This window comes from Paenibacillus sp. FSL R7-0272, from assembly GCF_037969905.1.
Classification (GTDB): domain Bacteria; phylum Bacillota; class Bacilli; order Paenibacillales; family Paenibacillaceae; genus Paenibacillus; species Paenibacillus polysaccharolyticus.
The window spans coordinates 752039-767575 of sequence record NZ_CP150221.1 but is presented as its reverse complement, the minus strand read 5'-3'; the positions used below and the strand labels follow the sequence as shown (position 1 = coordinate 767575).

General features: G+C 48.3%; 11 protein-coding genes. 1 reads left to right on the top strand and 10 read right to left on the bottom strand.

All coding sequences use genetic code 11. The features are described from left to right. Positions 1–13: 13 nt before the first annotated feature. From MKY23_RS03495 to MKY23_RS03450, 10 genes are all read right to left on the bottom strand, one after another. Positions 14–1303 (bottom strand): sugar ABC transporter substrate-binding protein, encoded by a 1290-nt coding sequence (locus MKY23_RS03495; RefSeq protein ID WP_090924549.1) that lies wholly within the window; start codon positions 1301–1303, stop codon positions 14–16. A 256-nt stretch (positions 1304–1559) separates the two neighbouring features. After that, entirely contained in the window at positions 1560–3113 is a 1554-nt protein-coding gene (locus tag MKY23_RS03490; protein WP_339839178.1) for a response regulator transcription factor, read from the bottom strand. Beyond that, positions 3088–4875 carry a sensor histidine kinase gene (locus MKY23_RS03485; RefSeq protein ID WP_339835263.1) on the bottom strand — a complete coding sequence of 596 codons (1788 nt, stop codon included), beginning with the start codon at positions 4873–4875 and terminating at the stop codon, positions 3088–3090. The genes MKY23_RS03490 and MKY23_RS03485 overlap by 26 nt, the downstream gene beginning before the upstream one ends. A gap of 743 nt (positions 4876–5618) precedes the next feature. Beyond that, entirely contained in the window at positions 5619–6944 is a 1326-nt protein-coding gene (locus MKY23_RS03480; RefSeq protein ID WP_339835260.1) for a stalk domain-containing protein, read from the bottom strand. A gap of 269 nt (positions 6945–7213) precedes the next feature. Further along, on the bottom strand, positions 7214–7531 hold the full coding sequence (locus MKY23_RS03475; RefSeq protein ID WP_339835257.1) for a hypothetical protein: 318 nt from the start codon (positions 7529–7531) through the stop codon (positions 7214–7216). Positions 7532–7564: 33 nt separating this feature from the next. Continuing rightward, positions 7565–8428: an inositol monophosphatase family protein gene (locus tag MKY23_RS03470; RefSeq protein ID WP_244159478.1), complete on the bottom strand. Its 864-nt coding sequence runs from the start codon at positions 8426–8428 to the stop codon at positions 7565–7567. Positions 8429–8537: 109 nt separating this feature from the next. Next, entirely contained in the window at positions 8538–9539 is a 1002-nt protein-coding gene (uvsE, locus tag MKY23_RS03465) for a UV DNA damage repair endonuclease UvsE (RefSeq protein ID WP_339835254.1), read from the bottom strand. A gap of 193 nt (positions 9540–9732) precedes the next feature. Next, positions 9733–10056 carry a hypothetical protein gene (locus tag MKY23_RS03460; RefSeq protein WP_090924555.1) on the bottom strand — a complete coding sequence of 108 codons (324 nt, stop codon included), beginning with the start codon at positions 10054–10056 and terminating at the stop codon, positions 9733–9735. 59 nt (positions 10057–10115) lie between these two features. Beyond that, a complete protein-coding gene (locus tag MKY23_RS03455; protein WP_154891913.1) occupies positions 10116–11216 on the bottom strand; it encodes a D-alanine--D-alanine ligase in 1101 nt (366 codons plus the stop codon). 138 nt (positions 11217–11354) lie between these two features. Continuing rightward, positions 11355–12374: an amidase domain-containing protein gene (locus tag MKY23_RS03450; protein ID WP_090924557.1), complete on the bottom strand. Its 1020-nt coding sequence runs from the start codon at positions 12372–12374 to the stop codon at positions 11355–11357. A gap of 341 nt (positions 12375–12715) precedes the next feature. Here MKY23_RS03450 and acnA point away from each other — a divergent pair, with 341 nt between their 5' ends. Continuing rightward, on the top strand, positions 12716–15430 hold the full coding sequence (acnA, locus tag MKY23_RS03445; protein ID WP_339835249.1) for an aconitate hydratase AcnA: 2715 nt from the start codon (positions 12716–12718) through the stop codon (positions 15428–15430). Positions 15431–15537: the final 107 nt, after the last annotated feature.

The following is a 15537-nucleotide window of genomic DNA, read 5'->3' as shown; positions in this document are numbered from 1 at the left end:
CATCATTCAATTGTTATTTATTGTTGGCAAGCACGGATTCTGCATTTTTGCGGAAGGTCTGTGCTGCCTGTTCGGCTGTAATTTTGCCAAAGTTCAGCTCTTCCACTACATCCGCCAAGGAGGAGATTACCTCAGGTGATCCAACCGGTGGTGGTGGGCTCATTGGAGAAGCTTTCGGCTCCATCGATGCCACGAATTCAAATACCTGTTTCGTTGCATCGCTCAGTTCAGGAGCAATAGCCTCTTTGATTTTCCCGGAGATCGGTACACCGCGCTCCCCTTTGATCAGTTTGTTCGCTTCTTCGTCATTCACCCAGAAGTCAATGAACTTCGCTGCTTCTTCCTTCACCTTGGAGTTGGACGTTACACCCCAGTACATACTTGGTTGCATATAAAGTCCTTTTTCCATATCCGGTCCCGGCATTGGTGCAAAGGCAAGCGGACGGTTAGCTACCTGTTGCAGAGCGACAAACTGGTTCGACCATTGCCATACACCGATGCCTTTTTCTTTCACCAGATCCGACTCTTCAATGATGCCTTTCGTCTGGTTAGCCACATCCGGTGATGGCGCTGCCTTCTGCTCGATCATGCGTTGCATTAATCCGAAGAACTCTACGAACAGAGCATCGTCATCATATCCAAGCCCGGTTCCTTCCGGGTTGTAGAGCGATTTGCCTTTGGTACGCAGGAAATAGTGGAAGAAGATATCCGGAGCTACGCCGCCATCCAGATACAGTCCCTTCTCTGCTGCTTGTTTACCAAGCGCTTCGTAAGATTCCCATGTCAGATTTTCAGGCATGGCATCTACGCCAGCTTTCTTGAGCAACGCAGGATCATATTGGAACCCTAGTACGTTAACCCCGGCAGGTACACCATATTGCTTGCCGTTAATTACACCTGTGCTGATGACATTCTCAGCCACATCATCCACCTTGATCTGATTGCCCAGATACGGTGCGAGATCTTCAAGCTGACCGTTCTGTGCATATTGGCTGATATAGGAAATATCCATCTGAATAATGTCAGGCAGCTGGTTGGCTGCGGCTTGCGGGGCGAGCTTTTTCCAGTAGTCGTCAAAAGAAGCATATTCCACATCAATTTTGACGTTTGGATTTTTCGTTTTATACAGGTCGATGACCTTCTGTGTATATTCATGCCGTGTATCCGAGCCCCACCATGCGATACGCAGATTTACCGAATCACCCTTGCTCCCGGACCCCTGTTCGCTGCCTCCACCTGAGCTACACGCTGCTGTAAACACAAGTAACGCAGCCATCATCAGGAATATTGCCTTTTTCACCATGCCAATCTCCCCTTTTTATGCTGATATGGTATTGTGAACGGGTTATCTCCATCTTGTTAACGATATACTGATAACGCTTTCACAAACTTGATATTGTCATTTTCGCAAAAGTACGATCCAAGTTGAATACACAAAACCGTCTTGTTGGTTCAAAAAACAGAGGAGGACATCCCTGACGCTCCAAGCGCCGGTTATCCTCCTCTTGAGATATGATATGACCTCGTATTATCATAGCTTTGCCATTTATAATCCCCTGTTAGATGCCGAATCTGCGGTATTCTGTAGGCGTCATGCCGGTCCATTTTTTGAATACCTGACTGAAATATTGCGAGTTACCTCCAAAACCGAACAATTCGGCCAGCTCAAACACCTTCACATCCCCGCCTCTGCGGATATGTTCACACGCTCGTTCGATGCGAAGACGATTAACGTAATTGGAGAAATTTTCGCCGGTGACTTTTTTGAAAATTTTGCCGAGATAGTCTGGATTCATATATAACATTTGATGTGCTACTCCACTCAGGGAAAGGTCAGCCTCACCATAGTGACGGTCCACGATGTCCATCATTTTCTCCACTGCCGATGATTGACGACTGATGTAATTTTTATAATAACCAGCAGTTAAACGGGTAGCACTGTCTGCTACAAATGTATTTAAATCAGCTAGCGTATCCATATGTGTCAGTTCCGCCATCCGCTGCGTGAAATCGGTTGCCTCCTCTGGCGGGCAGACTTGAATCATGGCAGAGTATAACTGCACAACATAAGCACGTGTCACCTCAATATCCAGCTTTTGGTCTGCCAGTTGCTCGAACAGACGATGTACCTCGGCCGCAGCCTCCTCCGTATTCCCCGATTTAATTAACTGGCACAGTTGCTCGGCATCCTGCTCCACATTCACACCGTCACACTCCCCCGCCAGCACCACATCATTCTTGGTTATAAGTTTGCCCTCTCCAATGAAAAAGCGATGATTCAAGTACTGCATCACCTCGCGGAACAACCGCCGGGACTGGGTCATATGATCCGCTTCGCTGAGCGCAGCCGTCAGCTCTAATCTGTACAGACGGGTAAACGTCTGGCGAACCGCTTCAATCCGCTCCTGCAACATATGCACATCTGCTGGTTCTGCTAGTACAATCAAGAGCTTGCCTTCAATCGTTGTGCTTAACAGTACACCCGGAAGCAGGTCAGCCGCTATATTTTTAATCGCAAATAAATGGCTGTAATCATGCTCATCCACAATCCGAAGCAACAGTAAACGGACGCTATTCTGTTGAAGCTCCATATTAAACAGATCCTGATAATACGCCAAATCCACAGGTCCATACGTACGATTGGTCATGAACTCCAGCAGAAACTGTTCCTTCACATGGGGAAGTACTCGCTGCAGACGCTGCTTGATCTCTCCTGCAACATGTTCTTTCACCTGCGCATCCTGACGCTCCTGCAAGAGCTCAACCAGGGCATCATGAATCTGATTCTCGTTACAGGGTTTCAGCAGATAGTGCTTAACCCCATATTGCATCGCCTTGCGAGCATATTCAAACTCCTTGTAGCCGGACAACATGATAAATTGTACCGCGGGATATGCCTCGGACGCCTTCTCGATCAGCCCCAGTCCATCCAAACCCGGCATGGAAATGTCAGTAATGATGATATCGGGTTTGACGTTTTCGATTTTGCCCAGTGCTTCCACTCCATTTCTGGCCGTATCTACAAGCTCTGTCCCTGCAGCTGCCCAGTCAACCACCTGAGAAATCCCCTCCAGTATGACACGTTCATCATCTACGAGCATCACTTTGTACATCGTCATCGTCCTCTCTGATCCAAGGTATGCTGATCGATACTACAGTTCCTGATCCAGGCTTGCTATTAATGCTCATGGTGCCTTCATCGCCAAAGGTCAACCTTAGACGTTCCTGAATATTCGTAAGCCCTATGCCCTGTCCTCTGGTCTGAATCTGACCTTCCTGTAAACGTTCCATAAATTCGGAGGTCATGCCCGGCCCGTTATCCTCCACCTCGATCCGAATATACTCCCCTTCTGCTCTGGCACGGATTCGAATCTGACAAGGTTCGATGCTTGGTTCAAGTGCATAGTGAATGGCATTCTCTACAAGCGGCTGTAATGTTAACTTGGGAATTCGAGCTGTTCCGACCTCAGGCGCAATATGCATGTCAAAATCAAGTCTTTCCTCGAACCGGGTACGCTGAATAGTAACGTAGCTACGCACGATGTCCAGCTCCCGTTCTAGCGTAATCCACTTCTCGGACATATTGACCGAGCTACGTAGCAGGAAGCCAAGCGCTTCGACCATCTCGGAGATTTGATGCTGTTTCTGCACTTTGGCAAGCCAGTTAATGGATTCAAGCGTGTTATATAAAAAGTGTGGATTGATCTGTGCTTGAAGCGCTTTCAACTCTGTTTCACGAATGACGAGTTGCTTCGCATAATTCTCATCAATCAGCTCTCGAATCCGCTGTAACATCATCTTGAACGTTCGATGTAACAGTCCGACTTCATTTTGCGGAGATAAGGGAATGTTGCCAAGGGCTGCTTCCTCCAGTTTATCCAGATCCCCTTTTTCAATATTACGCATTTTCTTGATTAATTGAGCAATCGGATGGGTGATGCTGCGAGAGAATTTAGCTCCAATCACAAGGGCCACCAGAAAGATCATAATAAAAATGACCATGACTAACTGTTTGACAAATTGAATCTGTTTGAACATCTGATCAAATGGCGTGGTATATAAATAATTCCAGCTGGTATAGGATGAATGTGCTCTTGCAACAAAATATTTGCCCTGCTCCAATGTGGCAATTCCGTAAGGTTGAGTCCGCTTCATTTCTTCCGCAATTTCGGATTTGCTTACGGTCGATTCGGTTGGGTAGATGACTTCCGTCCCATCAACGATCAGCAACTGTGAGTCCTCTGCCGGTTCCTGCATCTGATCCTGTACGATACGATCCAGCCGTACACGGATAATCAGGGTCCCCAGCTTTTCCAGCGTAAATGATCCGCCCGTAAAGGACTTCACCTGTCTGACCGACAGCAACCTCGCCTGTTGATCTCCACTTGCCAGCCATACGTTGGAACCGGCATACTGCTCACCGAGCGAAATCAGCTCCTGTTGTTTCGTCTCTGAGATGCCTTCGCGATTACCTGCCGCCATGACATTGTTATCGTTGTCGATAAAGATCATGGAGTACACATATTTCTCGGAACCAGCGTAGGCAACGAGTCGGTTTGTAATCTTTTTACGAAGACTATTCCGCTCATATCCGGTCTCCGCCTTCTCCAGTTGCAATAGATACTGTTGTAGCGGCTCATCCGACATTACTTTGAAGGACAGATTGGATAACTCGCGTAGCTTGTTCTCGATGCCGACGGACGACATATTCAGTACTTGCGATGACTTCTCGTAGATCTGACGGTCATAAATATTCAGCACGTACTGCATGACAGATACGTAGAAAGCAAAGCTGATCAGCATTAAAAATCCAATCAGCAACATCGTTTTGTGGTGAATGGGTAGTGTGGTGAAAGCGTTTTTAAATTTACTCACTCGGGAGCGCTCCTTTGCTTGGCGAAGGGTTGCTGTTTTGGGGATGCTGGACTAATTAAAAGGCTGAACAAGAGCTTCATTGGTTCGAAAATGCAGCAAGTTTTGAATATGTCCGTTATTCTCCCGAACGCAAAATTCAGCTTTCTTGTAAGTTATTTTCATATTTACACATCCATGGTCGGATGACAAGTCATATTTATACAACATTTTGGGTCATCTGAGCAGGTATACAACCATCATGGTAGGTGAATATGTTACTCAAAAAACGAAGAGGTTCAAGGGAATGCCGATGCATTCATCACTTTACTTTGTTGCGAGACAATTTCGGAGAAATGCTATGGATATATTGCTCTCTTGCACCGCTAACGATCACCACAGACCTTATTTGGCCATTTTGACATGGTTTCAAAATCTAACGATCACCAGTGACGCTATTGGGTTCATTTTCATGCAAAACAGGGTTAAATCTTAGAGATTTCCCTAAATAACGTCTCTACGGATCGTTAGAATTTCAAAAAGCATATTTCAAGTCAAATAAGGCTTCCCCCTGATCGTTAGAATAACGCTGCCCATTGAGTTACTGAGGACACCCCCCTTTCTTGATTGAAAAAAAAATGACGAGTCAGGAACAAGTCCTGCCTCGCCACTAATGATATCTTTGGGTTAAGGTCATTTATGCACATTCATTCTTACATGTTCAATCTCTACATATGCGGTCATAGGTGTGAACTCTGATAAAAGCCTTACGGATTAACAAATACGGTCTTAAGCTTCGCGATATACTGCACATCAAAGCCCAGACCTTCGGCTACCATAGCCACAGGTACATACGTTTTGGCTTCTTTGCCTACTTTGTTCAGGAAGGCCGGAGTGTCCACTGCAACGGATGCGCCGTTCACTTTCACGGCATTCGCTCCGATCTTCACAGCTACTGTGCGGTCACCGTAGGTAATGGTTGCCGTTGACGTTTTGTTATCCCAAACGGTTTTGGCACCCACCGCATTTACGATATCCTGGATCGCGACGAAGTTTTTGCCGTTACGAATAACCGGTTTATACGGTGTGTTCAACATCTTGCCACTCACGATGATGTTCATCGGCTGGCCTGCATCTGGCGCGGTCAGTTTCGTGTAGTCGCCCCAGATTGTTTTCGCAAACTCTTCAGCAATAGCAGCATATCCAAGCTGATTCGGGTGGAAATCACGATTTTTGATCATATGTGTCATCGTGCCTTCACCGCCCACAAAATCTTTGGCTACATGGGCTACTTTCACATCTGCACCCTTAGCTGTGAACTGAGCAGCAATGCCATCAATCGTTTGTGTGAATCCCTGGGAAGCCTGCATCAGCTTGGCATACAGCTCTTTGCCGGCTACTTCTGGCATCGGCTGATACTGGTCAGCAATAACAATCCGGGCAGATGGATTAATCTCATGAATATCATTAATGATAGCAGTAACATTGGTTGTATACGTTGATAGGAGCTCTTTCACTTTCTCTTGCAGCTCTTGGTCGCTCATCGTAGTCGCTGTACCAAGGAGCTCCGAAACATCATTGCCACCAATCGTCATCGCAACGAGATTAGCCTGTGCAATGCTTTCACGGATCGCAGCCGTATTAGCTCCGATCTGTCCCGCTCTTGGATCAGGCAGACTCGGTTGAATGGCTTCAGAAGTCAGCGTCTTGCCTTCCTTGATCGCATCGGTGAAGTTCTTCAAACCGCTCGTTTTAAGTCCAGCGATGCCGAAGTTATCTACTTGTGTACGCCCATGGAGCAAGCCTTGTTCTTGCAAACGCTCAACGTAACCGTAAGGCAATGTGGTCATCTTTGGCTCATATCCTACAGTAATGGAGTCACCCAATGTGACGATCCGGAACTCTTTGGTTACCACAGTAGCATCTTTCTTGGTTGCCGTAAGCGATGCTTCATTTGAAGCCACAGGTAATACGCCCGTTTTGGCATCGGCAGCATGTGCCGGTAATGTGGACGGTGTAAGTAGCAGCATACCTGCCAGCATGCTGGCACTCAGCCCTGCGGCGGTGTTTTTCCAAATACGTTTACGCTTCATTCTTGTGAACACTCCTTTAGTTAAATCCAGCATTTACACGATTATATAGTACACCATTCATTCCGATGACATATGCTTGTGTACCTCTATTCTATCACTTCAAATATAGCTTTGTCCTCTTGCCTAAATGTGCGCGCAAAATAATAGACTTCCCTATGCCGGGAAGTCTATTATTGTTAGAATCCGTCTCTATCTTATGAGAGCAATCCTATTGAGAATGTATATCCTTATGATGGTATGTCCATTAATGGTCATATGTTTCCTGTATGTTACGCTTCGCTATCCGATCCTGAATTTCTAACTTGCTCTCGATCCGCACGCTGACCTGACTTCAGTCCGCCGTCCGCCTTCGATTTCAGTCCGGCAGCACGATCCAAATACCGGTCATATCGATCATCCAGTTCACGAGCCATCGTACGAAACTTTAACGTTTCCTCCACAATCGGATCTCGTTCTGTCTGAATACGCACCTCGTACTTCGGAGGAATGAGCTGACGTTCTTGCTCTTCAGCATCACCGGACGCTTCCATATCTCCTTCCGTCAGCATGTCGCTAAGCCGTCGTTCCAGTTCTTTGGATTCATCCATCGTTATTCACTCCTATAATAAAGTGGTATGTGTTTACTCCAGTCCGGTAGCCTTAGCTTCTTTAAGTACATCCGTCAACGCCTCATGAATCTTGCCATTGCTGGCAACGATATGATTCACGGCTAGCGTATATGGTGTTCCGATCGTATCGGTCACCTTACCACCGGATTCCGCAACGAGTAGCGCACCTGCGGCAATGTCCCACGGCTTGAGCCCCACTTCCGTATAAGCACTCAGGCGCCCAGCAGCAACATAAGCCAGATGAATGGCAGCAGAACCACCTGCACGCAGATTGCGCACCTGCGGAGCAAGGGCCTGAACAGCGGCCATATTCAGTGGCAACGCAAACGTTGTATCCGCCGGGAAGCCTACCGCCACGAGGCTCTGCGTTAGTGTTTCCTCACCCGATACTGTCATCCGGTTTCCGTGCACATAGGCTCCTTTTCCTTTTTCCGCAACAAATAATTCGTCACGGGAAGGATCGTAGATGACACCCACAATTACTTCGCCCTTATGTGCAAGCGCAATGGAAACTGAATAGAATGGGAATCCGTGCACAAAGTTCGTCGTTCCATCCACCGGATCAACAATCCAGAGGTACTCTTCCTCTGCTGCCTCTTTCAGCGCTCTTGCTGAAGCTTCCGGCCCCGGTTCAACTCCCTCTTCCCCCAGAATGGCGTGGTCTGGAAAATGGGTCAGAATCAGGCGGCGAATCATCTGCTCTGCCCCTTTATCCACTTCAGTCACCAGATCTTGAGGAGAATACTTCGTTCCGAGTTCACTTACCGTACCCAGACGGCTCTTGATCCACTCGCCCGCCTTGGACGCAGCATTAATGGCAACGGCAGTATAGCTTTTGCTTGTCACGACATAAGGTACCTTTTCCTTTTCACTCAAAGCGTTCACTCTACTTTCTATATCAATCTACGAAAAAGTTAAAAATACTTTTTAGAAGTATACGTCTGAGCATTCGTAAAGTTTCTTGCTGCCCAAGCCCCTTTTGGCTTCACGGATGAATTCGTACTGTGGACTCATCCACCCATTCAACACCCTCATCCTGATAAAAGGCCAGTTTCTGCATCAGCTGCACCAGGGCTTCATCCTTGCGCTTCGCCTCAATCATGACATCAAGGGCCGGTGTATCCGCTGCAATATGGCGCAGAAAATCAAGTATGGGCTCAACCTCCACTCCATCCGCATGACCACGAGGGTCCTTTTCGCTCTTCGGGCTGGATACATGGATTTTGGGGACTAATGGCTGGTTTGGAGGTGCATCGGCCTGGGCAAGCGGTGATTGCCAGGTCTTTAAAATATCCGGCCACAGCTCCCATGGCTGCTCGCCTTCGTTATTCACCCACTGGTGATGAATATCCAGCACCATCGGTAACCCAAGGTTCTGACATACCGCGAGTGTCTCAGGTGAATTGAACGTTTTATCATCATTTTCAAGCGTCAGTCGCTCCTGAATATCCCGATCCAGCTTCAGGAAATTTTCTTCAAAACGCCGTGCAGCTGAAGGCTTGTCCCCGTATGCACCACCAATATGAATATTATTCTTCGCTGTCGCATTGAGGCCCATGGCATCCAGCATTCGGACATGATGACGAAGATCCTTCATCGAGTTACGCAACACCTCTTCGCGAGGGGTGCTTAGTACGGTAAAATGATCTGGATGAAAGGATACGCGCATCTGATGTTCCTTCACGAAGTCGCCAATGGCTTCGAAATCCGGTTTCAGTGCCGGAAACGGGTCCCAGTCACTCAAATCTTCATGGGTAGCCAGTGGAATTAATTTCGAAGAAAAGCGATATACATGAATATGACTTCCTTTATTGTGCCGGAGCAAACGTAAGGTATTGTGCAGGTTCTCGGCTGCAATGCGTTCCAGCTTGCGAATCGCCGCTTCCCTGTCGCCGATTTTATTAAAACTAGCCATTGTCATCGTCTTGGAAGGCGAAGCATTCTCCACCAGCACCGACATCGCCACGTAACCGAAACGTACAAGCATGAATTTCTTCCTCTCTGTTTAGGACGGACAGACTTGCACGACTGAAGACAGCCGCGAAGCTAAGCCGACATGGTATATAACCAAGTTTTACCCTAAACAGGGGAGCGTAATCCCGTGATTGCAAATCCGGCCGATCGCTCTCTTACAGGAGATAGACCCTATAAGGCTCTATGATCGTACCCAACGGTAGACTCTAACCCTCAGCCTGTTCCCCAAAGAACATCTCATCGGCAAGCGCCGTCTGGATGCGTGATTCTTCCTCGGTCAGCTTGCGAATAAGCTGCATCTCTACTTCCGTTACTTCTTGGTTCTGAAAATTGATTTCCGCAATGGAAGCCACAATTTTCACAATAGCCACCGCTACATTGTCCGGAGTGTAAGCAATGACCTTCTGCCCGGTAGGAAATACCCGAAAGCCTTGTTTGACCATTTTGCCGCGGCCGTATTCCAGCAGTTCAAATAACTCTTGTTCGCTCTTGAATTTACATACGGAATTAAACTCTGTCTGAAATCCCATGCACATTCCTCCCAATCTCCTGATAGTGGAAATCTAGCTTGGATAGCGGATCGTCCAGGCTATGCCTGAACGCCGTTTTCGTAATTCAGTGCCTGTTTGCGGTTATACCGCTCCAGTCCCAGTTCGATCATGCGATCCAGCAATTCAGCATATGACACACCTGTCTCGCGCCACAAGAGCGGGTACATGCTGTACGGGGTGAAGCCAGGCATCGTGTTCACTTCGTTAATCAGCAGCGCTCCATCCGACTTGCGAATGAAGAAATCTGCGCGAGAGATACCGTTACCCTCAATGGCACGGAACGCCTGCAAAGCCGCTTCACGAATGCGATCTGCTGCCTCAGGGTCGAGCGGTGCAGGAATCAGCATCTGGGACTGGCCATCGATGTATTTGGCTGCATAATCGTAATACTCACCAGAGGATACAATCTCGCCTGGAACCGAAGCCATCGGTTCATCATTTCCGAGCACACTAACTTCAACCTCACGTGCTTCCACAAATTCCTCAATGACTACTTTGGTATCATACCGGAGTGCAAACTCAATCGCTGTTTTCAGTTCATCGCGGTTACGCGCTTTGGAAATGCCTACACTAGAGCCAAGGTTAGCCGGTTTGATGAAACACGGGTAACCCAGCTGGTCTTCGACCTGTACGATCATTTCGTGTTCCGTCTGTTTCCATTGTGTCGCGTTAAAATACGTGAAGGCACACTGGTCAATCCCGGCTTGAGCGAACAGTTTTTTCATAACTACTTTGTCCATGCCGCCTGCCGAAGCTAGCACCCCTGCGCCAACATACGGCATATCCGCCATCTCGAACATACCCTGGATCGTGCCATCTTCACCAAACGTGCCGTGAAGCAACGGGAACATAATGTCCAGTGCCTCCGCTCCACCGTACAATCGTGCGAATAATGCGTTCAGTGCGTCCTGTGTGCCGCCCGCAAAGTTTTCCAGTTTAAGATCTTCAATACGTGCAAAAGGTGCATTCATCACGGCTCCTTTTTTCCATGTCCCCTGCTTGGAGATATAAAAAGGAACCAGTTCATACTTCTCGTAATCAAATGCATTTGTTACAGCAAACGCCGTTTGCAGCGATACCTCATGCTCACCTGATTTTCCGCCATATACGACGCCTACTTTTAATTTATCCATACTCATGCGTAACCTCCGATTATATCTGTACGTGATGCTATCTGCGCAGCCGTTACAGGCTATTGTCCTGCTGCTTCCGGTCTCTGTTCTTATTTTACACGGAACGGGCTGTCTGCGTCACCGAATCTCGCAAATCTTTCCCTGTTAAAATTCGTCCGCGATATGAAAAAGTCGATATACCGTCCGCTCCGTCCAGGCATAGGAATCCCGGTAGTCCCAGTAACGATGGCGACTGCTCACCGTATGTGCGTTCACCAGCGGCATCCCCCCCGCGTCAAAAGCGGTAACAACCGTGCTGTGCTGGAACCTTCCATCGCCGTCCCAATCATAGAAAATGACATCTCCGAGCATAAGCTGCTCAGGACGATCCACTTCGGTGGCCGTCAGCCCCCAGCTACTACCCGATAGATATCTTGCCAGACTGTTGGATACAGCCCAGCTATAACTCCACATTTCCGCGCCGTTCACATACCCTTTATACCACCAGCCCGCTTCTCTTCTACCAGTATAGTGGATGGGTGCTTCCCCTGCAAAGAGACACTGGGACACATAATTCGTGCAGTCCACATCGAATTCTTCATATGCCGGATTGCCTGCATTCCACCATCGATCTGCGTAGGCCACGGCCAGATCCCGACGATATATATGCCTTTTGGCACTTCTGCCTTGACCCAATACTTCCCGATTCAGAAGCGGCCGATTCACCGCCTGTACAAAATCGGCTTGTTGATAAGGACGTCCTTCCCCCGCTGGACGGCGCTCCGGCACTTCTCGTTCCACACGCGCTATACTCCAGTGCCCATTTTCGCGCAAAAAGGTAAGTCGCTCCCGTTCGATCCGATCTTCTCGGTGAGTGATGCCACTCTTCTCATAGAACAACCTACTGTACAGTTGCACTTCCACCACCGCTTCTTCAGATCCATCAATGAGTGTACGCACAAGCTTGGCGCTGGTCTCGCTGCGAAGAGGTACGGCGCGCCGTTTGCGATACCATTCATCCAGCCTTGCCATGCGTTCTCCCCGTTCCACCACAAATTCGGGATCGGTTACGATCCGTTCACTCGTCTGTGGACGGTAATCGATCTCACAGCGATTGTACTGGTTGACGTACGTATATAAGGCACTCTTCCATTCGCGTTCCAAGCTTGTGTCCCCCTTTGGCATGAGTTCAGTCTGCTCCTATTATTCATATGAAAGGAACCTCGGTTGTATGTGCACAGCTCAAATAACGCAGCTAAATCTGTGACCTGAAAAGATCAAAATCATCCACGCTCATGCCAGAATGTAGAAAACGCCTTCATCCTTTCAAACGCTTGCTTGAACAGGCAAAAAGCCCTTTACGTACGGATGTGAAAACGGTATACTTAGAACTAAAGTTATGATTTTGAAATTATGTTTCATCTGATGAAACCACTGAACAAGAACACGGAACGGTGAAGGCCTGTTCTTCATTTAGAAATGAACGTTTTCTTCATCTCACCGACACATTTTAAGGAGGTACATGTATGTCAGCCAAGAACCATTTCTCCGCCGCTCGTTCGCTTGAGGTTGGAGGCAAGTCTTACCGCTACTACAGTCTCGATGCTCTTCAGGAAGGCGGCCACGGCGACCTTTCCAAGCTTCCCTTCTCGATTAAAGTTCTGCTTGAAGCAGCGATTCGTCAATACGACGGACGTGCTATCACCGAAGAACACGTTAAACAACTGACTGGCTGGGCTGAAGGCCGTGATAATAATAAGGAAATTCCGTTTATCCCTGCGCGGATCGTATTGCAGGATTTCACGGGTGTACCGGTTGTTGTTGACCTTGCAGCAATGCGTGACACCGTGAAAAAAGCAGGCGGAGATCCAAAACAGATCAACCCGCTCGTTCCCGTTGATCTCGTTATTGACCACTCCGTTATGGTTGATGCTTTTGGAACCAGTGATGCACTTGATTACAACATCAAAGTTGAATTCGAGCGTAACGAAGAACGTTATCGCTTCCTTCGTTGGGCACAAACGGCATTCAACAACTTCCGTGCTGTTCCACCATCCACAGGGATCGTTCACCAGGTTAACCTGGAGTATCTTGCTTCCGTGGCTGCAACCAAAACAGTTGATGGCGAAACGGTTGTATTCCCGGATTCCCTCGTGGGTACAGACTCCCACACCACTATGATCAACGGTCTCGGCGTTGTCGGCTGGGGTGTAGGTGGTATCGAGGCTGAAGCAGGTATGCTTGGCCAACCGCTTTATTTTGTAACACCAGACGTTATCGGTTTCAAATTGACAGGTAGCCTGAGCGAAGGCGCAACAGCAACTGACCTCGCGCTCACCGTTACTCAAATGCTTCGTAAAAAAGGCGTTGTCGGCAAATTCGTTGAGTTCTACGGACCAGGGCTTGCCAACATTGGCCTTGCTGACCGTGCAACAGTTGCCAACATGGCACCGGAATACGGCGCAACGATCGGTTTCTTCCCGGTAGACAGCGAAACGCTGAACTACCTGCGCAGCACTGGACGTTCCGACGAGCAAGTAGAACTGGTTGAAGCTTATTACAAAGCTCAAGGCATGTTCCGTACTTCCAGCACTGTTGATCCGGAATTCACGGATGTAATTGAACTGGATCTCGGCTCCGTTGTACCAAGTCTTGCAGGACCAAAACGTCCACAAGACCGTATCGAGCTGACTCAAATGAAAGAAAGCTTCAACAGCATCATCCGTACTCCTGTCGACAAAGGCGGATATGGACTGAGCGATGAGAAGATTGAACAAAAAGTGCCTGTGAAGCACCCTGACGGTTCCACTACTGAGATGAAAGCTGGAGCTGTAGTCATCGCGGCGATCACAAGCTGTACGAATACATCCAACCCTAGCGTTATGGTCGGTGCTGGTTTGCTCGCGAAAAAAGCGGTTGAACTTGGTCTCACTAAACCAGGATATGTGAAAAGCAGCTTGACTCCAGGTTCCCTCGTCGTTACCGAGTATCTGGAAAAAGCAGGTCTGATCCCTTATCTCGACCAACTCGGATTCAACGTAGCCGGTTACGGCTGTGCAACATGTATCGGTAACTCCGGTCCACTGCCGGATGAAGTGAGCGAAGCGATCTCTGCTAACGATATGACTGTAGCGGCTGTATTGTCCGGTAACCGTAACTTCGAAGGCCGTGTACACGCACAAGTAAAAGCCAACTATCTGGCTTCTCCACCGCTGGTTGTTGCTTACGCACTGGCAGGTACAGTTGATATTGACTTCGAAACCGATCCAATCGGTCACGACCAAAATAATCAACCTGTATTCCTGAAAGACATCTGGCCTAGCTCCGAAGAGATCAAGGATGCGATTGCAAGCTCCCTGAATGCACAGATGTTCCGCAACAAGTACGAGAACGTATTTACTGCCAATGAGCGTTGGAACCAAATTGCTGTACCGGAAGGCGAACTGTACGAGTGGGACCCGAACTCCACTTATATCCAGAACCCGCCATTCTTCCAAGAGCTTGGTGACAAGCTGAACGATATCTCCGATATCCGCGCTGCACGTGTAATGGCATTGCTGGGTGACTCCGTAACAACGGACCATATCTCACCAGCAGGTAACATTGCTCCGTCCAGTCCAGCTGGATTGTATCTGAAAGAGCATGGCGTAGAGCGCAAAGACTTCAACTCCTACGGTTCACGCCGTGGTAACCATGAAGTCATGATGCGTGGTACATTCGCCAACATCCGTATTCGTAACCAGGTAGCTCCAGGGACTGAGGGTGGTATTACGAAATACTTGCCAACAGACGAAGAAATGTCCATCTACGATGCTTCCATGAAGTATCAGGATGAAGGACAGAACCTGATCGTTATCGCAGGTAAAGAGTATGGTACAGGAAGCTCCCGTGACTGGGCAGCCAAAGGAACGTTCTTGCTCGGCGTCAAAGCCGTTATCGCAGAAAGTTTCGAGCGTATCCACCGCAGTAACTTGGTAGGTATGGGCGTTATGCCATTGCAATTCCAGGAAGGTCACGGCTGGTCCAGCCTCGGCCTGAACGGACGTGAGACGTTTGACATCACGGGTCTGAGCAACGATGTGAAACCAGGTCAAGAATTGAAAGTAACCGTAACTCGTGAAGACGGTACACAGTTCGACTTCCCTGTTATTGCTCGTCTGGACAGCATGGTTGATGTGGATTACTACCACAACGGTGGTATCCTGCAAACGGTACTGCGTCAAATGATGAAAAAAGCGTAACCCCCTTAATCTTTCATGGGATAAAATGAGATAACAAAGCCCCGCTTCATGTGCAGCCTGCACGAGAAGCGGGGCTTTTTGATTTATGATTTATTGAGTTGGGACCC